The sequence below is a fragment of the Roseovarius sp. THAF8 genome, assembly GCF_009363735.1.
In the GTDB taxonomy this organism is placed as follows: Bacteria; Pseudomonadota; Alphaproteobacteria; order Rhodobacterales; family Rhodobacteraceae; genus Roseovarius.
Genome location: NZ_CP045410.1, coordinates 150398 through 171463, shown reverse-complemented (window position 1 = coordinate 171463; position 21066 = coordinate 150398). Strand labels below are relative to the sequence as shown.

Below are 21066 nucleotides of genomic sequence, written 5' to 3'. Positions count from 1 at the left end.
CCGCAATTCAACCTGTGTCGCAAGGTGCCATTTTCCCCGACAAAATTCGACTGCAAAAATTGTCTGTTTTGATTGTTAACAATTTATGTTATCCAAAATGCAAATCAAGTGGAGGAGCACATGAAAATCGCCGTCATCAATCCGAACGCCACGGTCAGCATGACAGACAAGATCGCAGCGACGGCGCGGTCGGTCTGCGCACCGGGCGTGGAGATAGAGGCACGCACCGGCATCGGCGCGCCGGTCAGCATCGAGGGCCATTACGACGAGGCGATGGCGATGCCAAAGCTTCTGGATCAGGTCCGCGAAGCCGAAGCCGGACAGGCCGACGCCATCGTCGTGGCCTGTTTCGACGACCCGGGCCTGGGCGCCTGCCGCGAGATCGCGACCGGCCCGGTGGTGGGGCTGTGCGAGGCGGCGGTGAAGGCCGCCAGCATGATCGCCACGTCGTTCAGCGTGATCACCACCCTGCCCCGCTCTGCCCCGATCATCGAGGAACTGGTGCGACGCTACGGGCTGGATCACCAGTGCCGCAAGGTGCGCGCGGCGGCGATTCCGGTGCTGGCGCTGGAAGAGCCCGGATCGAATGCCCGCATTCAGGTGCGCGACGAGATCCTGCGCGCGATCGAGGAGGATCGCTGCGAGGCCGTGGTGCTGGGCTGTGCCGGCATGTCCGATCTGGTGGAATGGCTGTCGGAGGAGACAGGCATTCCGGTGATCGACGGTGTCTCGGTGGCGACGAAATTCGCCGAGGCGCTGGTCGGTGCGGGGCTGAAGACGAGCAAGATCGGAGCTTACGCCGCACCAAACCCGAAATAACAGACAACTGGGAGGAGACAGATGACAATTTCGGATACAAACAAGGGCGTCGGGTCCAAGGAAGACCACGTGCCCCATGCAATCGACAAGAAGGGCCTGGGAGAGGAATCGCTGGCCCCGCAGGAGACCCGGATCATGGATCCTTGGTCGTACCTGTTCGCCTGGCTGGGCGGCTGCGTGTCGATCGGCACCTTTACCATCGGGTCGGGCCTTGTGGGCACGCTGAACCTGCTTCAGGTGTTTATCGCCATCGCCATCGGTTGCACCGTCATCGGCGTTGCGCTGATGATCAACGGTGCCGCAGGCCACAAGTACGGCATTCCGATGATGGTGCAGGTGCGGTCCGCCTTCGGGTTCACCGGCTCGCGCATTCCCGCGCTGGTGCGGTCGGTGCCGGCCATCGTCTGGTTCGGCTTTCAAAGCTGGATCGGGGCCGGCGCGCTGAACCTGGTGAGCGAGACTCTGTTCGGCTATTCCAACATCGTGGTGTTCTTCATCGGCTTCCAGTCCCTGCAGATCTTCCTGTCGGTCCTCGGATTTCACGGCATCAAGTGGCTGGAGAACATCGGCTCGGTCTTCATCATCGGGTCGCTGATCTACATGTTCGTGTCGGTGATCGGGAAATACGGCGACGAGATCAGCACGAACCTGGTCAATGTCGAAGGCACCTGGGGCGCGCCGTTCTGGGGGGCGACGATGCTTTTCCTCGGGATCTACGCGACGATGATGCTGAACGTGTCGGACTATTCGCGCGAATTGCGCCGGTCCGTCGGACGCACGCGGCAGGTGGTGATCTATGCCAACTCGATCCTGCCGGCGACGCTGTTCATGGGGCTGATCGGGCTGATGGTGTCGGGTGCGACCGGCGAGGTGGACCCGATCCGCGTGTTCTCGAACGCGGTGGACAACAAGCTGTTGCTGGTCATCACCCTGCTGTTCATCGCCTTTGCACAGGTGACGACCAACATTCTCAACAACGTGGTGCCGCCGGCCTATGCGTTGATGGATGTGTTCAAGCTGAACTACAAGACCTCGGCGGTGCTGGTCGGGCTGCTGGCCTTCGCCACCTTCCCGTGGGAGCTGGTCAAGGACGAGTCCGCCGCCGGTCTGAACCTGTTCATTCAGACCTACAGCGCCTTCCTCGGCCCGATCTTCGCGATCCTGGTGGTGGATTACTACGTGCTGCGCCGGCAGGTGCTGGATCTCGACAAGCTCTATGACGAGACCGGCGACTACAAGGGGTTCAACCCGGCGGCGCTGATCGCCATGGTGGTGGGCATCGCCGCGGCACTGACCTTTTCGTCGGTGTCGTGGTATGCAAGCCTGATCCCGGCGGGGCTGACCTATTACCTGCTGATGCGGCACATGCCCGCCGCGCGCCGGTTCCTCGACGGCTGAGGCGCGCATATCGCCCGGAAGGGGCCGCGCGCCGGCCCCTTCCGCCCGTCCGACGCTGGCGCGTGCCCGGACAGATTTCAACAAAGGAGCAGACATGACCCGCTATCCCCGCGACATGCGCGGCTACGGCGCGACGCCGCCGGACCCGCGCTGGCCCGACGGTGCGAAGATCGCCGTGCAATTCGTGCTGAACTATGAAGAGGGCGGCGAAAATTGCGTTCTGCACGGCGACGCGGCCTCCGAGGCGTTCCTGTCGGACATTCCCGGTGCGGTGCCCTGGCCGGGCCAGCGTCACTGGAACATGGAGTCGATCTATGAATACGGCGCGCGGGCCGGGTTCTGGCGGTTGCACGATCTGTTCACCGGGGCGGGTATTCCGCTGACCATCTATGGCGTCGCCACCGCCCTGGCGCGCAGCCCCGAACAGGTGGCGGCGATGACCGACGCCGGCTGGGAGATTGCCAGCCACGGCCTGAAATGGATCGACCACAAGGATATGCCCGAACACGAAGAGCGCGCGGCCATCGCCGAAGCGGTGCGCCTGCATACCGAGGTGGTCGGCGAACGGCCGCGCGGCTGGTACACGGGCCGGTGCAGCGCCAACACCGTGCGCCTTGTCGCCGAGGAAGGCGGGTTCGACTATATCTCGGATTGCTATGACGACGATCTGCCCCACTGGCGCGAGTTCGCCCGGCGCGATCAACTGATGATCCCCTATTCGCTGGAAACCAACGACATGCGTTTTGCCGCCACGCCCGGCTGGGTGACGGGCGGCGATTTCGAGACCTACCTGACCGACACGTTCGACACGCTTTATGCCGAGGGTGCGGCGGGCGCGCCGAAGATGATGACGGTGGGGCTGCATTGCCGGCTGATCGGCCGCCCCGGCAAGATCGCCGGGTTGCGCCGCTTCATCGAGCATGTGCAGCGTCACGATGCGGTCTGGTGCCCGCGTCGCAGCGACATCGCGCGGCATTGGGCCGCCACCCACCCCCACCATCGCCAGGAACGCCCCAGCGCGATGAAAGAGGCACGGTTCACCGAGGTGTTCGGACCGGCGCTTGGCGCAGGCAAGTGGTTGGCGCCGCGGGCCTGGGCCTTGGAACTGGGACCGGGCCATGACAGCGCCATAGGGCTGCACAATGCCTTTTGTCGCGCCCTGCGCAGCGCCTCTGACACGGAGCGCGCGGCGCTGGCGCAAGAGCTTGCCGGAACGGCGCAGTCCGCCACGGTCGGCGCGGGCGGGGATGATCCCGCGTTGGTGACAGACGCGCGCGCCGTCGACCGTGCCTGCACAGCCTATGAAACCGCGATTCTGCCGCGCCTGCGAGAGTTGCTGCCATGAGCGGCGCGCGTATTCTGGCCGCGCCCTTGACGGCAGAGTCCTTTGCCCCGTTCGGCGACGTTATCGAGGCAAGGGGCGCGCCCGATATCATGATAAATCAAGGGCGCTGTGGCCGGTTTCACGACCGCGCGCGGCTTGATTTCGGGGAGGAGGGCCGCGCCGGGCTGAGCCTGTTCAACGCCGAGGCCGAGACCCTGCCCCTCAGCCTCGGGATGATGGAGCGTCACCCGCTGGGCAGCCAGGCCTTCGTGCCGATGGATCCCGTGGCGATGCTGATCTGTGTGGCCCCGGACGCGTCGGGCCGCCCCGGTGAACCGCGCGCCTTTCTCAGTCAGCCCGGACAGGCCGTGAACCTGCTGCGCGGCGTCTGGCACGGCGTCCTGAACCCGATCGGCGGGCCGGGCCGGTTCCTGGTCATCGACCGGATCGGGGCGGGCACCAATCTTGAGGAACACTGGTTCGAGCACCCCTTCACAGTCCAGGGAGACCTGTTATGAGCGACCGCACCTATGCCTATCCCGAGGGCGGGTTGCCGCCCCAGAGCCAGCTGCTGACCGGACGCGCGGTGTTCACCGAGGCCTACGCGGTGATCCCGCACGGCACGATGAGCGATATCGTGACCAGCAAGCTGCCGTTCTGGGACAAGGCCCGGTTCTGGGTATTGGCGCGGCCCCTGTCGGGGTTTGCCGAGACATTCTCGCAATATATCGCCGAGGTGCAGCCGGGCGGCGGCAGCGACCGGCCCGAAACCGAAACAGGGGTCGAGGCGGTGCTGTTCGTGGTCGACGGGACGCTGCGGCTGACGCTGGATGGCGTGGCGCATGAGATGGGCGCGGGCGGATACGCCTATATCCCGCCCGGCACGGACTGGCAGCTGAGGGTCCCGGGCCCGGCGCCGGCCCGGTTCCACTGGATCCGCAAGGCGTATCAGGCGGTTGACGGCATCGACGCGCCCCCGGCCCTCGTTACCAACGAGGCAGACGTCGCACCGACCGCGATGCCCGACACCGACGGCAGATGGGCGACCACCCGCTTCGTCGATCCCGACGACCTGCGCCACGACATGCATGTGACCATCGTTACCCTGCAGCCGGGCGCGGTGATCCCGTTTGCCGAAACCCATGTCATGGAACACGGGCTTTACGTGTTGCAGGGCAAGGCGGTCTACCGGCTGAACCAGGACTGGGTCGAGGTCGAGGCCGGCGATTTCATGTGGCTGCGCGCGTTCTGCCCGCAGGCCTGCTATGCCGGCGGGCCAGAGCCGTTCCGCTATCTTCTCTACAAGGACGTGAACCGGCACATGCCGCTCGCGTCGGGTGCCTTGCCGCGTTGAGCGGCGCATCCCGGCGGCGGTAGTCGACACGCCGCCGGGCCAATTCAAAAAACAATAATCAAGTCGACGGACAGAGAGGACACAATGACTGCAATCGAAACTAACCACGGCCATGCCGGGTCCACGCTGGACCCGGAGGGCAACACGCTGCAGCCGGTCAAGGCCAGCGAAAAGACTTGGGGATGGTTCGCCATCTTCAACGTCTGGGCCAACGACGTTCAGTCGCTGTTCGGCTATTCGCTGGTGGCGTCGCTGTTCATATCCTACGGGGTCAGCGGCTGGACCGCCTTTGCGGCGCTGATCGCCGCGGGCCTCTTCACCATGTGGATGGTCAACCTGTCCGGCGCGCCGGGCGAAAAATACGGCATCCCCTACCCGGTTCTGGCCCGCGCCAGCCTGGGCACCAGCGGCGCGCGCCTGCCCGCGGTTTTGCGGGCGACGGTCGCGGTGTTCTGGTATGGTGTGCAGGTCTACTTTGCCTCCACGGCGGTTGCGCTGCTGATCCGGTCCCTGACCGGGATCGAGGCCGGGGGCGCCGAGGTTCTGGGCCTGACCGGGATCGACTGGCTGTCGTTCTTCATCGTCTGGGCCTTTCATATCGTGATCTTCTGGCGCGGGATGAACTGGGTCGAGACATTCCTGAATATCGCCGGTCCGCTTGTCTACCTGGTGATGATCGGCCTGCTGATCGTGCTGTGGCAAAAGGCCGACGGCCAGCTGCTCGAGGCGACGGCCACGATCTTTGCCAACCCGGATGCGACCTTCCTCACCGAGTTCAACGGCTTCGTCGCGATCGTCGGCACGATGGTGGCCTATTTCGCCGCCGTGATGATCAACTTCAGCGATTTCTCGCGTTATTCCCGCGACAAGCGTTCGATGGTGATGGGCAACCTGGTGGGGCTGCCGTTCAACATGATCCTGTTCTCGGCGCTGGCCTTGCTGACCACCGCGGGCGCGGCTGTCGTCTTTGGCGAGGAAATCACCAACCCCAGCCTTATCGTCGAGCGCACCAACAGCGTGCTGCTGGGGGTCATCGCCGCGCTGACCTTCTTTGCGGCCACGGTCGGGATCAACCTTGTCGCCAATTTCATCCCGGCGGTGAACGGCATCGCGAACCTCGCACCGGAAAAGATCAGCTTTCGCAAGGCGGGGCTGATCACCTCGTTCCTGGCGCTGATCATCGGCGGGTTCTGGACCAGCTTCATCAGCGAGGTCGGCATCAGCGGCTTCGTCAACACGCTGGGGGCGACGCTGGCCCCGGTCTTCGGGATCATGATCGTGGACTACTACCTGCATCGCGGGCAAAGCCTGGACCTGGATGACCTCTACGACATGTCCGGGGGGCGCTATCACTACAGCAACGGCTGGAACCTGACCGCAGTCAAGGTTTTCGCCATCGCCGCGATCTTCTCGGTCGCGACGGTCTGGGTGCCGTGGTTCGGGTTCCTGTCCGGGTACAACTGGGTGATCGGAGCCTGCCTTGGCGGCGCGTTGTACTACGCGATGGCCAGGACGTCCGCCACGACCTGACCCTTGCACGCATGACGGCCGGCGGCAGGATCATGCCGCCGGCCTGTCAGACAACGTGCGGCCCTTTTGGCCCGGTCCATCCCCGGACAAGGCGCACATGCGCCGCACGAGAGCGGCCGCTTCCCCGAAAGACGCCTTCACATTCCAAACTCCCCGGCGGCGGCCTGATGAGCAAGATCGTTCCGGTCGAGGATGCGGCCACCGTCGCCACCTGTTTCGAACTCGTGCGGCAGCTCCGTCCGCATCTTCTGCTGACAGCTGTTGGTCCTGGTCATGCGCCGCATCGGCAATCCTTGCCATAGAGCGAGCCACGGTGAGAGATTTGCGCAAGGCGGGGCCCTCAGGACCTCCCCTGGCGGGTCGAAAATCGAAAGCCGAAGTCCCGACCGGGCACGGCCAAACGTCATAACAGAGAGCTTTATGACGAGGTAACGCGATGTGCGATGGCAGCGACCGCGGGTTCGGCACCCATCCAAACCCGCTCGAATTGGCTGGTAAGGTCGGTGGCCAGTCCGACGGGGAGCACGCCGGGCGCGACGTTTCACGCATCCCGGGCAACGTCCTGCCGTGCAGCGAGTTCTTTGCCGACGACGCAGCCCTTCTGAAGGCGTTCGAGTATCAGCGCAGCTTTTGCCCCGACGCGGACACCAAAGCCTCCGCGACCTTCATGTTGTCCGACTATATCGCGGTATTGATGAAAGTGCTGATCCCGCTCATCATGCATCACCGGATCGTGCCAAGCCTCGCCCCCCGGAATGTTGGGCTGAGCTTTCACCAGGCCACCGACCAGCCGGCGGATCCGTCCCAACCACAGCCAAGGACGATGCGTGTCGTCTTTTTGTCTTCCGATCTCGCGGCAGCGCCGGACCTGTCGACCATCCCCACCCGGGAGGGTGCCACGAAGCCGGACCTGGCCGAGGCACTCAGAACGGAAACCGAACGCCATTTCGCGCCACTGATCTCTCGTCTGAGCGCCCTTTCCGGGCTGGCGCCTGCCGCATTCTGGCGCCTCGTGGCGGATGGTATCGCGGCGGAATGTCTGACGGTCGGCAAAAACACAGGCGAGAAAGCGCCTGCCAAGGCCCTGGCGTTGAGGATCGTGAAAACGGAAGGCTCTCCGCTGAACAATGCACAGCTGCATTTCTTCGACCTCGATCTGGCCGTCGCGGGCGAACCGTCCAACCGCGTTTGCCTGCGCGCACGTGGAGGATGCTGCCGGTACTATACGGTCGAGGCGGGCAGGTTCTGTACCACCTGCGTTCTGAAGGCCCCTGCCCCACGCAACCGCGATCTTCGGATCGCTCTTCGCCGGCGCTTCGGATTGATCGATTAGGCGCGGAAAGGACCATTGCGAATATTTTTTACGAGAATGGTCCCAAGCGCAATGGCCCAAACGTCAGATAAGGGAACGGATCACAGCCGCCGCCACGCATCCGCGACAACCCAAGACAGATCACGATGACGCGGAGGGCAGAATGACACAGAATACCGAGGCTTGGCGCAACGCATCACGCGTGCGAAAAACGTCCGTGAAGCCGACAATGGCCGCAGCAATACTGGCAAGCATTTGTCTGGCGACAGACGCTCCGGCCCAAAGCTTTCCCGCAACGGCGGACGCACAGAAGATATCGGTCGCAGCGGGAAGCCTGACACAGGGTCTCAATGACCTGGCGCGGCAGACCGGCCTGCAGATCCTCTTCGATCCCGCGCTTGCCTCCCGAACGTCCACGCCCGGGGTCAGCGGCACCATGTCTCCCCACGCCGCTCTGGACCAGCTGCTTTCGGGCACGGGACTCGAGCCGCGCTTTGCCGGCGCCAACCAGGTCGTGCTGGAACGGAAACCCGACGAGAGTGCCGCGACAATGCAGGATGGTGCCGTCAACCTGGGCACGATCACCATCTATGGCAACAGGAGCGCGACCACGCTCGGAAGCACCGATGCAAGTGTCGGCATCGTCGGCTCGGACCAGATCCGCGACGGTCAGATCCGGTCCTTCCGGGACTCCTTCCGTCGACTGGGCAAAGTCATCGATGGCGACTGGACGGATAACGGGTTCATCATCCGCGGCGTAAACTCCGAGGGATTGGTGCCGGGCGGAGCACCTCTGGCCTCGCTCTATGTCGATGGTGTCCAGCAGACGAGCCAAGGCACACGGCGCGGCGCCCGCTCCCTGTGGGATGTCGAACAGGTCGAAGTCTACCGTGGCCCCCAGTCAACGCTTTCGGGCCGGGCTGCAATGGCCGGGGCACTCTATATCAAGACGAAGGACCCTGTCTTCGAGAAGGAAGGAGAGATCTCCGGAACCATCGGTTCGAACGGCCTTCGCGGCACCGCATTCATGCTGAACACGCCGCTCAAGAACAACCAGGTGGCGCTTCGCTTCTCCGGGGTCTTCGAAAGAAGCGAGAACGATATCGAGTATCCGACGTTCTCGTCCTTCACCCACCTGGACGATTTCACCACCGACACGAACTACCAGATTCGGGCCAAACTGCTGTTTGAACCGAAGGCTTCCCCATCCACGCGCGCCCTGCTGAGCTACTCGTTCTCGCACGACGATCCCTACGTCCGCGATATCGGAGGGCCGGGCCTTGGCTTCGACTTTGATGACGAGCGCGGGGACTTCACGATCCCCGCCTATGTCGAACATCGCCCGACCGACGTGCACAATCTCGGCCTTGAGGTCACCCACGATCTGACAAACGCGCTGCGGTTCACCTCGATGACGGCCTTCAGCTACTCGGACACCCAACGGCAATCGCCGAATTACCGGACACCGGGTGAGATCAACACCTACCACGGGCACTATAGAAACCTGTTGGCGTCCCAGGAGTTTCGCCTCAATTACGAAGACGACAGGCTGACCTGGGTCGCGGGGCTCTACGCCGCCTACGAGCACGAGGACAACTTTTACGACCGGACCATCTATGACTATCGGAACCAGGTCCAACGCAACGAAAGCTCCAGCGAAAACTACGCGATTTTCGGTGAGGCGACCTACGAAGTGATCCCGACGGTGAATGTCACACTTGGCGGACGCCTCGACTACACCCGGCAGGATATCCGCCAATACCTTGAAAGGACCGAACCCCTGGGGGGAGTCACCACGGTTCGCACCGCGTCGGACAACCGGCGGAGTTACGAGTCGGCCCGGCAGCTCTTTGGCGCAGCGGGACAGGCAATCGAATCCGACCCGGACCTCCGCGCCTTCGAGGCGAAGCCAGCCAGGCCGGCAGGCCCTAAGGTTGCGGTCATCGCCGTGGCACTTGCCATTGGCATCGGCAGCTTTTTCTGGGCCGACGGCCCCATGCGGCTGCGGGCCGATCTGATCGCCGGGATTGACGAGATGCCGCGGGTAACGCTCGGGGATGGCTCGGTGGTGCAACTGAACGCGGGGTCCGCGATTGCGGTCGATCTCGACCCGGGACAGCGCAGCGTTCATCTGATGCGCGGCCAGGCCTATTTCGAGGTCGCGCCCGATCGCGATCGACCTTTCTCCGTAACCGCTGGCACGACCACTGTCGTCGCTCTCGGCACCGCATTCGATGTTCGGCTCGGCCAAGCCGATATCGCGGTCACGGTGACCGAGCATAGCGTTCTCCTTGACCTAGGCGAAGACAGGACAACGCAACTGAACGAGGGGCAACAGGGGCGATACCAGATCGCCGGCGCACAGCTTACCGTGGAAGACTCCGATCATCACCGCGCCCTGGCATGGCGAGACGGCAAGCTGGTTCTCGACGACACCCCGATCGACGAAATCATCACTGAAATCGACAAACGAATGTCCGGGAGAATTTTCGTGACAGGGGCCTCCCTCGACAAAAGACGACTGAGCGGGACCATCGACATCACCGATCCGGTTGCTGCTCTGTCCTTCATCGAGCAGGCGCTTGATGCCAGGACACTTCAAATCGGACCGATTATTGTCATGAGGCTTGACTAGGCCCAGGACCCTGACCTGACACGCGCGCCAGAGGCGCCACAGCGTCACGTGATGATATAGTCAAGAAAATGGCGCACCTGAAAGGATTCGAACCTTTGGCCTCTGCCTTCGGAGGGCAGCGCTCTATCCAGCTGAGCTACAGGTGCCTGGGCGACGCTATAACTCGTTCGGTCCAGTGCCGCAACGGCGAAAACGCCCGCGATGTGGTGCAGGCCGCGGGAGGTGTCGTGGCACGGGCGGACGCGCCCGGGCCGCACGGGTCAGGGACGCGCGCCGCCCTGGGTGCCGCCGCCCTGGTTGCCCCCGCCGCTCGACTGAGGCTGGCCCGTGGGGTTGCGCGGGGTTTGCGGATAGTCGTCCGGCAGGCATTCCTCGCCGCCGCCGGCAGTGCCTTGCTGGCCGCCGCCCGGACAGCCGCCGCCGCCCCCGTCGCTGTCATACTTGGTCATGATCGGGTCGGGCGTGATCGCGGCCCGGCTCGGGGTCGTGGGGGGCTCGGTGCAGGCCGACAGGCTGGCGCCCATCAGGGCGACGAAGGCGGTTGTGTGAAGTTTGAACATGATGCTCTCCTTGGTGGTCCGACCATGGGTCGGCCCGCCAGGAGGGTCCGTTCAAACTTTTCCGGCCGTCAGGCGAAAAGCTCGTGCGCCAGTTCCAGCGCGTCGATGAGCGCGTCGACCTCGGCCTCGGTATTGTAAAGGCCGAAGGACGCCCGGCAGGTCGCCGTCAGCCCGATGTGATCCATCAGCGGCCCGGCACAGTGATGGCCCGCGCGAACCGCGACGCCCTTCTTGTCGAGGATGGTCGAGATGTCATGCGCATGCGCCGCGCCGTCCAGCGTGAAGGAGAAAATCGCCGCCTTGTCCGGCGTCTGCCCCTGCACCTGCAACCAGTTGAGGCCCCCCAGGCGCCCCACCGCATAATCGCGCAAGCGGTCCTCGTGGGCGGCGATATTCTCCATCCCCAGCCCCATCATGTACTCCAGCGCAACGCCCAGCCCGATGGTCTGCACGATGCCGGGCGTGCCGGCCTCGAATTTCATCGGCGGGTCGGCATAGGTCACCTCGTCCTTGGAAACCTCGCGGATCATGTCGCCACCGCCCATGAAAGGGCGCATCTCGGCCAGCCGGTCCTTGTGCACGAAAATCGCGCCCGAGCCGGAGGGGCCGTAAAGCTTGTGCCCGGTGATGGCGTAGAAATCCACACCCAGCTCGTCGAGGTTCACCGGCATATGCACCGCCGCCTGGCTGCCGTCGACTAGCACCGGCACGCCCTTTTCATGGGCGGCGTCGGTGATCGCCTTGATATCCACCTTGGTGCCCAGAACGTTCGACAGATGCGTGATCGCAACCAGTTTCGTTTTCGGCCCGATGGCGTCGATCACCTTTTGCGGGTCCAGCACGCCGGTGCTGTCGGTATCCACCCATTTCAGCGCCACGCCCTGACGTTCGCGCAGGAAATGCCAGGGCACGATGTTGGCGTGATGCTCCATCACCGACAGGACGATCTCGTCGCCCGCCTCCATCCGGGGCATGGCCCAGCCATAGGCGACCATGTTGATCCCCTCGGTGGTCCCGGAATTCAGCACGATCTGGTCCTCGTCCGCCACGCCCAGGAAGCGCGCGATGATGCCGCGCACGCCCTCGTATTTCTCGGTCGCCAGGTTCGAAAGGTAATGCAGCCCGCGGTGGACATTGGCGTATTCTTCCGAATAGGCCCGCGTGATCGCGTCGATCACCACCTGCGGTTTCTGCGCGCTGGCGCCATTGTCGAGATAGACCAGCGGCTTGCCGTTCACCTCTCGCGACAGGATCGGAAAGTCGCGGCGGATCGCCTCGATATCGTACATCTCAGATAGCTCCTGTAAATCCGCCCGCGATGCCGCCGATGACGCCCATGATGATCGAAAGGCCGATCAGCACGCCGAATATGGCGACGATCATCACGCCGAAGGCCTTCAGCGGGCTGTCGAAGGCGTGCGCCACGTCCAGCATGTTGGACACCGCCCACATCCACCACACGAGGAAGACCAGCAGTCCCAGCGACGATACGAAGGGGATGAAAAGGCCCAGAATGGTAAACCCGGCCACCAGTACGAAGCTGACCGCCTGCAACAAGGTGACCACGGCCAGCACCTCGGGCACCGTGCCCCGGCCGCCAAGCGCGCGGCCGATCCAGAACAGCATGAAGACCGAAAAGACCGCCCGCGCCCATTGCATGCCAGCGAAGATCAACGGCGAGCTGTAGACCGGCGACGCTTCCAGCATACGCCCAAGGTCGCCCTCGGGCAGCGGCGCGGCCTGCACCAGCGCGGCGACCAGCGCAGAGGTCACGACCGAAATCAGCGACAGCGCGATCCACAGCGCCTGAACCGGCCACCTCAGGGCGATCATTTGCTCGGCGCCCATGCGCGGGTCGCGGATGGTGGTTGCGAAAAGGGGTTTCAGCACCGCCGTGTTCATGTCTGCCCCCATCCGGCTTCGCGCAGGTCGGACAGCCAGACCCACAGAAACGCCACAAGCCATATCGCGCCCACCGCCGTCAAGCCCGGGCCGGGGCCGATGAACCCCGCCACGAGGCCATGCAGCAGCTTGATCGGGCTGGCCACCAGCCACGCCCAGAACAGCGCCAGCCGCGTGGCATAGGTCGAGGCGCGCCCGCCCATCAGGCGCAGCACAAGCTGGGTGATCGTCCCGATGGCGTAGAAGATCAGCGGCGCGATGAAGATCCAGCCCAGCAGAGCGCCGCCCAGCATCGGGTTCAGCTCCTGCCCGGTCAGGTGCGCCTCGCGCGCCAGGCGCGGCCACTCGGACACGAAGAAGATCGCGCAGCCGGCCATCAGGATGGCCAGCGCACGCCCTTCATTCGCGCCCATCGCCAGCAGGCGACGGAACACCGTTCGCGGGCCGCGATAGGCGGCCACGATATCGGTGGTGACCGGCATCAGCCGCGCCGCCGCACCAGCCAGCCTTCGAGGCGCTCGACGATCCCGTCGCGCAGGCCCTCGTCCTCGATCTCTTCCACCGCCTCGGCCAGGAAGGCCAGCGTCAGAAGGTCGGTGGCGATGGGCCTGGGCACGCCGCGCGCGCGCAGGTAAAAGAGCGCCTCCTCGTCGATCGCGCCCGAGGTCGAGCCATGCGAGCAGGCCACATCGTCGGCGTAGATCTCCAGCTCCGGCTTGGCCAGGAACTCGCTGTCGCCATCCAGCAGCAGCGACTGGCTGATCTGGTAGCCGTCGGTCTTCTGCGCGCCCTCCTTCACCAGGATCTTACCCTGGAAGACGCCGGTGGCACCGTTGCGCAGGACCTTCTTGAACACCTGCCGGCTTTCGCAATTCTCGGCGTCATGGGTGATGAAGACGGTGTCGTCATGGTGGAAATCACCGTCGCCCACGCAGGCGCCCGCAACGTGTGCAATGGCATCGTCGCCGGTCAGCTCGATCACGCATTCGTTGCGCGTGAGCACGCCATTGGCGGTCATGGTGAAGGATTTGAAGGCGCTTTCCTGCCCCAGCCGCGCAAAGATATGCGTGACGGCGCGGCGCTCGTGGTCGCGCCCTTGGGTGCGCACGTGGTTGAACGCGGCGGTGTCGGCCACGTCGACCTCCATCACCTTGTTGAACCGCGCGGCGGCGGGGCCGTTTTCCAGCACGGTCAGTTCCGCGCCTGCATCCAGCTTGATGACATGGTGCAGATTCGCGTCTGACGTCTCTGATTCATGGTGATAAATCAGGTTTATCGGCTTCGATGCCTTGCCGGTCACGTGGATCAGCACGCCGTCAGTGGCGGCCGCCGTGTTGAGCGTCGCGAGGGGCCGCGCCACCGGCGTCTGGCCATTCGTTTCCAGCGCGCCGTAAAGGTCCTTGGCCCAGTGAATGTCGGCCTGCCCGGCCTCGGCCAGTCGGTCGATTTTCACGCCTTCCAGGCTCAGGTCGTCGCTGGCGTCGGCATCGAACACACCGTCGCGGAACACGATCTTCAGACGCTCGACGTCCTCGAACACCTCGGTCTCGTCACTCTCGAATACGGCGGCCTTCGGCGCCTCGGCGTCGACCAGCGTGTCGGGGCGTGTGAACTTCCAGTATTCATCCCGCGCGTGCGGCAGGCCCGCGGCCCGCAGCCGCGCCAGCGCATCCTCGCGCGGCGCTCTCGTCCAGCCCGACGCCTCGGGCAGGCTCAGCGCGGCAAGGCGCGCCTCGGTGGCGTCCTGTTTCGCTTGAGGCAAGGCCATTACGCCACCTCCGCCTTGATGTCGGCATACCCGTTCTTCTCGACCTCGAGCGCCAGCTCCGGCCCGCCGGTTTTCACGATGCGGCCATCGGACATGATGTGCACAACGTCGGGTTTGATGTGGTCCAGCAGGCGCTGGTAGTGGGTGATCACCAGGAACCCGCGGCCCGCGTCGCGCAGCGCGTTCACGCCCTGCGACACCAGCTTCATCGCGTCCACGTCGAGGCCGGAATCCGTCTCGTCCAGGATGCACATTTTCGGTTCCAGAACAGCCATTTGCAGGATCTCGTTGCGCTTCTTCTCGCCGCCCGAGAAGCCCACGTTCACGGGCCGCTTCAGCATGTCGTTGCTCATCTCCAGCGTGGCCGCCTTTTCACGGACCAGCTTCAGGAAATCCGCCGCGCTCATCTCGTCTTTGCCCCGCGCCTTGCGTTGCGCGTTCAGCGCGGTGCGCATGAAGGTCATATTGCCCACGCCGGGAATCTCGACGGGGTACTGAAACGCCAGGAAAAGCCCCGCCGCGGCGCGCTCTTCGGGTTCCATGTCCAGGATGTCCTCGCCTTCCAGCGTGGCCGTCCCGCCCGTGACCTCATAGCCGTCACGGCCCGACAGAACATAGCTCAGCGTCGACTTGCCAGAGCCGTTCGGCCCCATGATCGCGTGCACCTTGCCCGCCTCGACGGTCAGGTCGACGCCTTTCAGGATGGTCTTGTCCTCGTCTTCAAGATCGACCTTCAGGCCCTTGATCTCCAACATCTTTCTCTCCTTTTTCCTGTCGCTGACGCCTCAGGGGCGCAGCATCATCTCGATCACGTTCAACAGCTCGTTCTGCGGCAGGGCCAGCGGTTCCACCGCGAACCCCGCCATGCGTCCCGTCATCTGCGGGGCGCCAATGAATTTTTCGACCACGTGGTACTGCCTGCGCCGCTTGTAGTCGTCGACGAACAGCTGCACGGGCCGCTCGGTGCGCAGCGCCGTGGCCAGCACGCAGCCGGTGCGGAACCGCCCATCCACCAGCACCACGTCGGGCTGGCGGAACTCGGGCAGGTCCCAGACCTCCAGCGGATAGCGCGGATAACGCATGTACTGCTCCGCGCCGGTCGGATAGCCCCATTCCTTCGTCGGCCCTATGTCCGACCAGATCACGTCCACCTCGGTGCCGTTCGCCGGCGCGTTCTCCTCGAACCAGCCGCGCATCATCAGAGCCCAGTCCTTGTCGCTCTCCACCGAGAAGACCCGCTTGCCCGGCATTTCGCCCGCCATCACGGTCGACCCGCCCGACCCGTATTCCAGGATCACGTCTGCACCCGCGTAGGCCGCGCGCAGCACCTCCGCCTCGGCCTCCGGCAGGGTCAGCTCGGGCCGCGATATGGTGGCGGTCGGGGTCATGTCAGTCCAGCACCACCGCCGTCCCGCTGGCCGAGACCATCAGCATGGAATCCGCCACAACCTCGTAGTCCAGGTCGACACCCACCACGGCATTCGCGCCCGCCGCCTTGGCCCGCTCCTCCAGCTCGCGCATGGCGGTGTCGCGGGCATCCTGCAACTTGGTCTCGTAGGCGCCCGAGCGCCCACCGACGATATCCGTCACCTGGGCGAAGAAATCGCGAAAGACATTGGCCCCCATGATCGCCTCGCCCACCACGATACCGCGGTAGTCGATGATCTTGCGCCCTTCGATGGTGTTCGTCGTCGTGATGATCATTTTCTTACCCTTGGAATTTTCGACTGTGCCCGAAGCATCTGGTCGATCCCCTTTTGCGTTTCCGCTTCGCGCATGGCGCGATACGCGTTCTGCGCCTTCCGCTTCGCCGAGGTTTGCAGGCCTCGTATCCAGGCGCCAACCGCGATCCCGCCGACAGCCGCCACGAAAAGCGTCACGAAGATCTTCCAGTAAAGCGGCAGCCAGGCGATCTCGACAGCGGAGAACGTGACCATCCCGGCCAGGCACAGGGCTGCGAACGTCGCGAAGCCTTCGCGCCCCCCGCCCGTGTGCCCGGGATGGTGAATGTCACGCCGCATAGCGTCGTCCCGATCGATCCCGCTGAACATCAGCCCACCGTCCTTCCGACCATGATCGCGCCGCCCGGCATGGCGCCGCTGCCGGCGACGATCTTGCGCCCTTCGATGCTGTGCGTGGTCGTGTCGATCATCCTATCGTTTCGCCTTGCCGTCCGAGGCCGCGCGCGCCTCCTGCAAAAGTCCTGCCACGCGCACGCTCAGCCACCCCCAGATCATGAACAGGACCAGCCCCATGCCAAGTTCGGCCAGTTCTGCCTGACCGGGCCGGATCCAGCCGCTTTCGACCGCCTGCAGCGCGATCTCGTCATGGCTCATCGCCAGAACGAACACCAGGAAATGGCCAAGCAGCAGCATGGTAAAGGTCCGGGTGCCGGACCGCAGGCGCCCGGAATGGCCAAGCCTCGGCAGCCGGCTCCGGGGCGCCTCGGGTGTCCGGCACCCGTCGGTCATCCCACGCTGCCTTCCAGCGAAATCGCCACCAGTTGCTGCGCCTCCATGGCGAACTCCATCGGCAGGGCCTGAAGCACATCCTTGCAGAAGCCGTTCACCACCAGCGCCACGGCCTCTTCCTCGTCCATGCCGCGCTGGCGGCAATAGAACAGCTGGTCGTCATCCACCTTCGACGTGGTCGCCTCGTGCTCCACCCGGGACGAGTTGTTCTTGACCTCGATATAAGGCACCGTGTGCGCCCCGCATTCCGAGCCAATGAGCAGGCTGTCGCACTGGGTGTAGTTGCGGCTGTCCTTGGCCTTGGGATGCATCGAGACAAGGCCGCGATAGGTGTTCTGCGCATGCCCCGCGCTGATGCCCTTGGACACGATCCGGCTCTTGGTGTTCTTGCCCAGATGGATCATCTTCGTGCCGGTGTCGGCCTGCTGCCAATTGTTGGTGATGGCGATGGAATAGAACTCGCCCTGGCTTTCATTGCCGCGCAGGATGCAGCTGGGATATTTCCACGTCACGGCAGAGCCGGTTTCCACCTGCGTCCACATCACCTTGGCCCGGTCGCCCCGGCAATCGGCGCGCTTGGTGACGAAGTTGTAGATGCCGCCCTTGCCTTCCTCGTCGCCGGGGAACCAGTTCTGCACCGTGGAATATTTCACCTCGGCATCTTCCTCGACGACGATCTCGACGACCGCCGCGTGAAGCTGGCTGGTATCACGCTGCGGCGCGGTGCAGCCTTCCAGATAGCTGACGTAAGAGCCCTTGTCGGCAATGATCAGCGTCCGCTCGAACTGGCCGGTGTTCTCGGCATTGATGCGGAAATAGGTGCTCAGCTCCATCGGGCAGCGCACGCCCGGCGGGACGTAGACGAAGGACCCGTCCGAAAAGACCGCCGAATTGAGCGTCGCATAGAAGTTGTCGCTCACCGGCACGACCGAGCCGAGGTATTTCTTCACCAGTTCGGGATGCTCGCGGATGGCTTCCGAGATCGAGCAGAAGATCACGCCGGCCTTCTCCAGCTCCTTCTGGAAGGTCGTGCCGACGGACACAGAGTCAAACACCGCGTCCACGGCCACCTTGCGGCCCTCCGCAGGCGCCTCCTCGGCGCCCTCGACGCCGGCCAGGATCATCTGTTCCTTCAGCGGAATACCCAGCTTTTCATAGGTCTCCAGCAGCTTCGGGTCGACTTCGTCCAGCGACTTGGGCTTCTGCTCCATGCTCTTGGGACGGGCATAGTAATACTGGTTTTGAAAGTCGATCTCGGGATAATCAACCATCGCCCAATCCGGCTCTTCCTTCTGCAGCCAGCGCTCATAGGCCTGCAAGCGCCACTCGGTCATCCACTCCGGCTCGCCGTTCTTTTCCGAGATCAGCTTGACGATCTCCGGCGTGAGGCCCTTGGGCGCGTATTCCATCTCGATGTCGGTTTCCCAGCCGTACTTGTACGTGCTGATGTCGCGCACCGCATCGACCGTTTCCTTGTCGACGCCTTCCTTGACTTGAGTTTCGTCCAGTGCCGCCATTGGGCCACCTCCTCGGTTTTATCTCTCACGCCGCGCGGGCGCGGAACTTTTCATGCTGTTTCGCCCAGGCTCGGGCAAAGGCCAGCACCTCGTCTTCCGTTGTCGCGGGACCCATCGAGACCCGAACGGCGCTCTGCGCCTCCACCTCGTCGAACCCCATCGCTGCCAGCACCCGGCTGGCCTTGACCTTGCCGCTGGAACAGGCCGAACCGGCCGATATGGCGAAGCCTGCCAAGTCCATCGCCATCACCTGCGTCTCGCCCTTCCAGCCGGGCGTGATGAAGCAGGACGTGTTCGGCAGCCTTTCTTCGGATTTCCCGACAAAAATAGTCGCTGGGGCGGATTCCTCAATAGCATTTTCTAGAATCCTTCTAAGTTTTTTCACCCGCTCCCACGCGCCCGCCTCCAGATCGCGCTGCGCCGCGCCGACCGCGGCGCCGAAGCCCGCGATGCCGATGATGTTCTCCGTGCCCGACCGGCGACCCATCTCCTGCCCGCCGCCAGCGCTGAGCGCCGGAATGTCCACGCCCTGCCGGACGATCAGCGCGCCGACACCCTTGGGCCCGCCCAGCTTGTGCGCCGACATCACGGCCAGGTCCGCACCGGACCAGGCAAACGAAAACGGCAGGCGGCCCACCGCCTGCGTGATATCCAGAAGCAGCAGGGTCTCGCCGGTCTCGGGCTGCGTCACAACCCCGGTCTCGGAATTGGCCAGCCCCATCGCGCGCACCACTGGCTCAGCCTGACCCGGCGCGTGATGCGCCCAAAGCGCGTCATGCGCGGTCGCCTGCACCTCCACGCTGTCGAAGCCCGCCAGGACCCGCGCCGCCTCGGTCGCGCCCGAGGTGAACACCACCTCCTGCGGTTTGCAGCCCACCGCGGCGGCCACCTGCCCCCGCGCCCGCTCCACCAGCGCCTTGGCGCTGCGCCCCTCGCCATGCACCGAGGACGGGTTGCCGACCACATCCATCGCCGCGACCATCGCCTCCCGCGCCTCGGCCCGCAACGGCGCGGTTGCGTTGTAGTCGAGGTAGACCCGGCTCAAACCGCCCACCCCTTCCTCTGGCCAAAAATATCCCGGGGGGAGCGGCGAAACCGCAGTTTCGCCGTTGGGGGCAGAGCCCCCGCCCGCCGCGACGCCGAAGGCGGCGCAAAACCTGTCGCCGCAGGCGTCCTCATTCTTCGTCCACCACGGCAAAGAGCGACGGCACGGCGGGGCACGGCGCCAGCGAATTGCCCACGATGTCACTCAGCCGGGTCTGGTGCAGGAACACATAGACCTGCGCGCTCAGACCTTCCCACAGCCGGTTGGTCATGCTCTGCGCCCGCGACCCGCTGGTGGCGCCCGAGGCCCCCGCGCCCTTGTGCATCGCATCAATGGTCTCGTCCACCGCGGCCAGGATATCCACCGCGCGGATCTCGGACGCGGGCCGCGCCAGCTTGTAGCCGCCGCCCGGCCCGCGCACCGAACTCACCAGTTCGGCCCGCCGCAACTTGACGAAGAGCTGTTCCAGATAGGGCAGCGAGATGCTCTGACGGGCCGAGATGTCGCTCAGCGTCACCAGCCCGTCCTTCTGCTGCAACGCGATATCGACCAGCGCGACCATCGCGTAACGCCCCTTGGTGCTGAGTTTCATCGTCTCCCCCAAATACCCGGCGAGTCAGTGGCTTGGCGGGCGGGGAAATGATTGACCTTGCCCCATCAACCCCCTATCTCGCGTGAAGCCGCAGAATCCATTCGGTTGTTTAGAATAGTTCTAAGGTGCTTGATCAATTCCGTCAAGAATTGACCGGCGCCCGAAATGCAAGGGGACACGCATGCCCGAGGTCATCTTTCCCGGCCCCGAGGGCCGCCTGGAAGGCCGCTACCACCCGCAACGAGAGCGCGACGCGCCCATCGCCATCATCCTGCACCCGCACCCGCAGTTCGGGGGCACGATGAACAACAAGGTGGTCTACAACCTGCACTACGCGTTCCACAAGCTGGGCTTCACCGTCCTGCGCTTCAACTTCCGGGGCGTGGGCCGCAGCCAGGGCGAGTACGACCAGGGCGTGGGCGAGCTTTCCGATGCCGCCTCGGCGCTCGACTACCTGCAGTCGATGAACGCCAACTCGAAACATTGCTGGGTCGCGGGCTTTTCCTTCGGTGCCTGGATCGGGATGCAGCTCTTGATGCGCCGCCCCGAGATCACCGGCTTCGTCTCGGTGTCGCCGCCGGCCAACATGTACGACTTCTCGTTCCTGGCGCCCTGCCCGTCCTCGGGCCTGATCATCAACGGCAGCGCCGACCGCGTGGCGCCGCCTGCCGACACGCAGGCCCTCGTGGGCAAGCTGCACGAGCAGCAGGGCATCACCATCACCCACGAACAGATCGAGGGCTCGGGGCACTTCTTCGAGGAGCCGCACATGGAGACGATGATCGGCACCGTCAGCGATTACGTCAAACGCCGCCTTACCGAGACCACGAGGTAACGGC

At 64.4% G+C, this 21066-nt stretch carries 23 protein-coding genes and 1 tRNA gene; 9 read left to right on the top strand and 15 right to left on the bottom strand.

All coding sequences use genetic code 11. The features are described from left to right. Positions 1–120 precede the first annotated feature (120 nt). The 6 genes from FIU85_RS00870 (at position 121) to FIU85_RS00845 (ending at position 6425) form a co-directional block, all read left to right on the top strand. Positions 121–819: an aspartate/glutamate racemase family protein gene (locus FIU85_RS00870; protein ID WP_152492497.1), complete on the top strand. Its 699-nt coding sequence runs from the start codon at positions 121–123 to the stop codon at positions 817–819. A 21-nt stretch (positions 820–840) separates the two neighbouring features. Further along, on the top strand, positions 841–2217 hold the full coding sequence (locus tag FIU85_RS00865) for an NCS1 family transporter (protein ID WP_254702967.1): 1377 nt from the start codon (positions 841–843) through the stop codon (positions 2215–2217). 94 nt (positions 2218–2311) lie between these two features. Then, the gene (gene puuE / locus FIU85_RS00860) at positions 2312–3562 is read left to right on the top strand and encodes an allantoinase PuuE (RefSeq protein ID WP_152495508.1); all 1251 of its coding nucleotides are present in this window, start codon (positions 2312–2314) and stop codon (positions 3560–3562) included. Then, positions 3559–4059, top strand: a complete 501-nt coding sequence (locus tag FIU85_RS00855) for an ureidoglycolate lyase (protein WP_152495507.1) — start codon at positions 3559–3561, stop codon at positions 4057–4059. The genes puuE and FIU85_RS00855 overlap by 4 nt, the downstream gene beginning before the upstream one ends. After that, positions 4056–4895, top strand: coding sequence for a bifunctional allantoicase/(S)-ureidoglycine aminohydrolase (locus FIU85_RS00850; RefSeq protein ID WP_152495506.1), 840 nt, complete (start codon positions 4056–4058; stop codon positions 4893–4895). Before FIU85_RS00855 ends, FIU85_RS00850 begins: the two co-directional genes overlap by 4 nt. An 84-nt stretch (positions 4896–4979) precedes the next feature. Then, the gene (locus FIU85_RS00845; RefSeq protein ID WP_152495505.1) at positions 4980–6425 is read left to right on the top strand and encodes an NCS1 family nucleobase:cation symporter-1; all 1446 of its coding nucleotides are present in this window, start codon (positions 4980–4982) and stop codon (positions 6423–6425) included. 137 nt (positions 6426–6562) lie between these two features. Here FIU85_RS00845 and FIU85_RS21850 read toward each other — a convergent pair whose 3' ends face one another. Further along, the gene (locus FIU85_RS21850) at positions 6563–6709 is read right to left on the bottom strand and encodes a hypothetical protein (protein WP_172978758.1); all 147 of its coding nucleotides are present in this window, start codon (positions 6707–6709) and stop codon (positions 6563–6565) included. A 152-nt stretch (positions 6710–6861) separates the two neighbouring features. On the opposite strand from FIU85_RS21850, the gene FIU85_RS00835 reads away from it, so the two are divergent. Next, positions 6862–7758 carry a ferric iron reductase gene (locus FIU85_RS00835; RefSeq protein ID WP_152495504.1) on the top strand — a complete coding sequence of 299 codons (897 nt, stop codon included), beginning with the start codon at positions 6862–6864 and terminating at the stop codon, positions 7756–7758. Positions 7759–7900: 142 nt separating this feature from the next. After that, positions 7901–10372, top strand: a complete 2472-nt coding sequence (locus tag FIU85_RS00830) for a TonB-dependent receptor (RefSeq protein WP_152495503.1) — start codon at positions 7901–7903, stop codon at positions 10370–10372. Between the two features lie 69 nt (positions 10373–10441). Here the strand turns inward: FIU85_RS00830 and FIU85_RS00825 are convergent. The 14 genes from FIU85_RS00825 to FIU85_RS00760 all read right to left on the bottom strand — a co-directional run bounded on the left by FIU85_RS00825 (position 10442) and on the right by FIU85_RS00760 (position 20227). Next, positions 10442–10518 (bottom strand) — tRNA-Arg (locus FIU85_RS00825). Between the two features lie 114 nt (positions 10519–10632). Then, positions 10633–10932 (bottom strand): hypothetical protein, encoded by a 300-nt coding sequence (locus FIU85_RS00820; RefSeq protein WP_152495502.1) that lies wholly within the window; start codon positions 10930–10932, stop codon positions 10633–10635. A gap of 68 nt (positions 10933–11000) precedes the next feature. Then, positions 11001–12221: a cysteine desulfurase gene (locus FIU85_RS00815; RefSeq protein ID WP_152495501.1), complete on the bottom strand. Its 1221-nt coding sequence runs from the start codon at positions 12219–12221 to the stop codon at positions 11001–11003. Between the two features lies 1 nt (position 12222). Continuing rightward, on the bottom strand, positions 12223–12834 hold the full coding sequence (locus tag FIU85_RS00810; RefSeq protein ID WP_172978757.1) for a Yip1 family protein: 612 nt from the start codon (positions 12832–12834) through the stop codon (positions 12223–12225). Beyond that, the gene (locus FIU85_RS00805; protein ID WP_152492506.1) at positions 12831–13316 is read right to left on the bottom strand and encodes a YIP1 family protein; all 486 of its coding nucleotides are present in this window, start codon (positions 13314–13316) and stop codon (positions 12831–12833) included. Before FIU85_RS00805 ends, FIU85_RS00810 begins: the two co-directional genes overlap by 4 nt. Further along, positions 13316–14602, bottom strand: a complete 1287-nt coding sequence (sufD, locus tag FIU85_RS00800) for a Fe-S cluster assembly protein SufD (RefSeq protein WP_152495499.1) — start codon at positions 14600–14602, stop codon at positions 13316–13318. The genes FIU85_RS00805 and sufD overlap by 1 nt, the downstream gene beginning before the upstream one ends. Further along, complete coding sequence (sufC, locus tag FIU85_RS00795; RefSeq protein ID WP_152495498.1) at positions 14602–15357, bottom strand: Fe-S cluster assembly ATPase SufC; 756 nt, start codon at positions 15355–15357, stop codon at positions 14602–14604. Before sufC ends, sufD begins: the two co-directional genes overlap by 1 nt. 30 nt (positions 15358–15387) lie before the next feature. After that, the gene (locus FIU85_RS00790) at positions 15388–15990 is read right to left on the bottom strand and encodes a hypothetical protein (RefSeq protein WP_152495497.1); all 603 of its coding nucleotides are present in this window, start codon (positions 15988–15990) and stop codon (positions 15388–15390) included. Position 15991: 1 nt separating this feature from the next. Continuing rightward, entirely contained in the window at positions 15992–16306 is a 315-nt protein-coding gene (locus FIU85_RS00785) for a heavy metal-binding domain-containing protein (RefSeq protein WP_152495496.1), read from the bottom strand. Beyond that, positions 16303–16653, bottom strand: coding sequence for a hypothetical protein (locus FIU85_RS00780; RefSeq protein ID WP_152495495.1), 351 nt, complete (start codon positions 16651–16653; stop codon positions 16303–16305). Before FIU85_RS00780 ends, FIU85_RS00785 begins: the two co-directional genes overlap by 4 nt. Positions 16654–16755: 102 nt before the next feature. Then, positions 16756–17073: a hypothetical protein gene (locus FIU85_RS00775; protein WP_152495494.1), complete on the bottom strand. Its 318-nt coding sequence runs from the start codon at positions 17071–17073 to the stop codon at positions 16756–16758. After that, on the bottom strand, positions 17070–18590 hold the full coding sequence (gene sufB / locus FIU85_RS00770; RefSeq protein ID WP_152495493.1) for a Fe-S cluster assembly protein SufB: 1521 nt from the start codon (positions 18588–18590) through the stop codon (positions 17070–17072). Before sufB ends, FIU85_RS00775 begins: the two co-directional genes overlap by 4 nt. A gap of 25 nt (positions 18591–18615) precedes the next feature. Beyond that, entirely contained in the window at positions 18616–19635 is a 1020-nt protein-coding gene (locus tag FIU85_RS00765; protein ID WP_152495492.1) for a cysteine desulfurase family protein, read from the bottom strand. A gap of 130 nt (positions 19636–19765) precedes the next feature. Then, positions 19766–20227 (bottom strand): Rrf2 family transcriptional regulator, encoded by a 462-nt coding sequence (locus tag FIU85_RS00760; protein WP_057789432.1) that lies wholly within the window; start codon positions 20225–20227, stop codon positions 19766–19768. A 181-nt stretch (positions 20228–20408) separates the two neighbouring features. On the opposite strand from FIU85_RS00760, the gene FIU85_RS00755 reads away from it, so the two are divergent. Beyond that, positions 20409–21062, top strand: a complete 654-nt coding sequence (locus FIU85_RS00755; protein ID WP_057789434.1) for an alpha/beta hydrolase — start codon at positions 20409–20411, stop codon at positions 21060–21062. The last annotated feature ends 4 nt before the right edge of the window (positions 21063–21066 follow it).

Bases quoted from the DNA above. Each gene is read 5' to 3' on its own strand.
- FIU85_RS00870 (WP_152492497.1), top strand. From the start codon at position 121: ATGAAAATCGCCGTCATCAATCCGAACGCCACGGTCAGCATGACAGAC.
- FIU85_RS00865 (WP_254702967.1), top strand. From the start codon at position 841: ATGACAATTTCGGATACAAACAAGGGCGTCGGGTCCAAGGAAGACCAC.
- puuE (WP_152495508.1), top strand. From the start codon at position 2,312: ATGACCCGCTATCCCCGCGACATGCGCGGCTACGGCGCGACGCCGCCG.
- FIU85_RS00855 (WP_152495507.1), top strand. From the start codon at position 3,559: ATGAGCGGCGCGCGTATTCTGGCCGCGCCCTTGACGGCAGAGTCCTTT.
- FIU85_RS00850 (WP_152495506.1), top strand. From the start codon at position 4,056: ATGAGCGACCGCACCTATGCCTATCCCGAGGGCGGGTTGCCGCCCCAG.
- FIU85_RS00845 (WP_152495505.1), top strand. From the start codon at position 4,980: ATGACTGCAATCGAAACTAACCACGGCCATGCCGGGTCCACGCTGGAC.
- FIU85_RS21850 (WP_172978758.1), bottom strand. From the start codon at position 6,709: ATGCGGCGCATGACCAGGACCAACAGCTGTCAGCAGAAGATGCGGACG.
- FIU85_RS00835 (WP_152495504.1), top strand. From the start codon at position 6,862: ATGTGCGATGGCAGCGACCGCGGGTTCGGCACCCATCCAAACCCGCTC.
- FIU85_RS00830 (WP_152495503.1), top strand. From the start codon at position 7,901: ATGACACAGAATACCGAGGCTTGGCGCAACGCATCACGCGTGCGAAAA.
- FIU85_RS00820 (WP_152495502.1), bottom strand. From the start codon at position 10,932: ATGTTCAAACTTCACACAACCGCCTTCGTCGCCCTGATGGGCGCCAGC.
- FIU85_RS00815 (WP_152495501.1), bottom strand. From the start codon at position 12,221: ATGTACGATATCGAGGCGATCCGCCGCGACTTTCCGATCCTGTCGCGA.
- FIU85_RS00810 (WP_172978757.1), bottom strand. From the start codon at position 12,834: ATGAACACGGCGGTGCTGAAACCCCTTTTCGCAACCACCATCCGCGAC.
- FIU85_RS00805 (WP_152492506.1), bottom strand. From the start codon at position 13,316: ATGCCGGTCACCACCGATATCGTGGCCGCCTATCGCGGCCCGCGAACG.
- sufD (WP_152495499.1), bottom strand. From the start codon at position 14,602: ATGGCCTTGCCTCAAGCGAAACAGGACGCCACCGAGGCGCGCCTTGCC.
- sufC (WP_152495498.1), bottom strand. From the start codon at position 15,357: ATGTTGGAGATCAAGGGCCTGAAGGTCGATCTTGAAGACGAGGACAAG.
- FIU85_RS00790 (WP_152495497.1), bottom strand. From the start codon at position 15,990: ATGACCCCGACCGCCACCATATCGCGGCCCGAGCTGACCCTGCCGGAG.
- FIU85_RS00785 (WP_152495496.1), bottom strand. From the start codon at position 16,306: ATGATCATCACGACGACGAACACCATCGAAGGGCGCAAGATCATCGAC.
- FIU85_RS00780 (WP_152495495.1), bottom strand. From the start codon at position 16,653: ATGTTCAGCGGGATCGATCGGGACGACGCTATGCGGCGTGACATTCAC.
- FIU85_RS00775 (WP_152495494.1), bottom strand. From the start codon at position 17,073: ATGACCGACGGGTGCCGGACACCCGAGGCGCCCCGGAGCCGGCTGCCG.
- sufB (WP_152495493.1), bottom strand. From the start codon at position 18,590: ATGGCGGCACTGGACGAAACTCAAGTCAAGGAAGGCGTCGACAAGGAA.
- FIU85_RS00760 (WP_057789432.1), bottom strand. From the start codon at position 20,227: ATGAAACTCAGCACCAAGGGGCGTTACGCGATGGTCGCGCTGGTCGAT.
- FIU85_RS00755 (WP_057789434.1), top strand. From the start codon at position 20,409: ATGCCCGAGGTCATCTTTCCCGGCCCCGAGGGCCGCCTGGAAGGCCGC.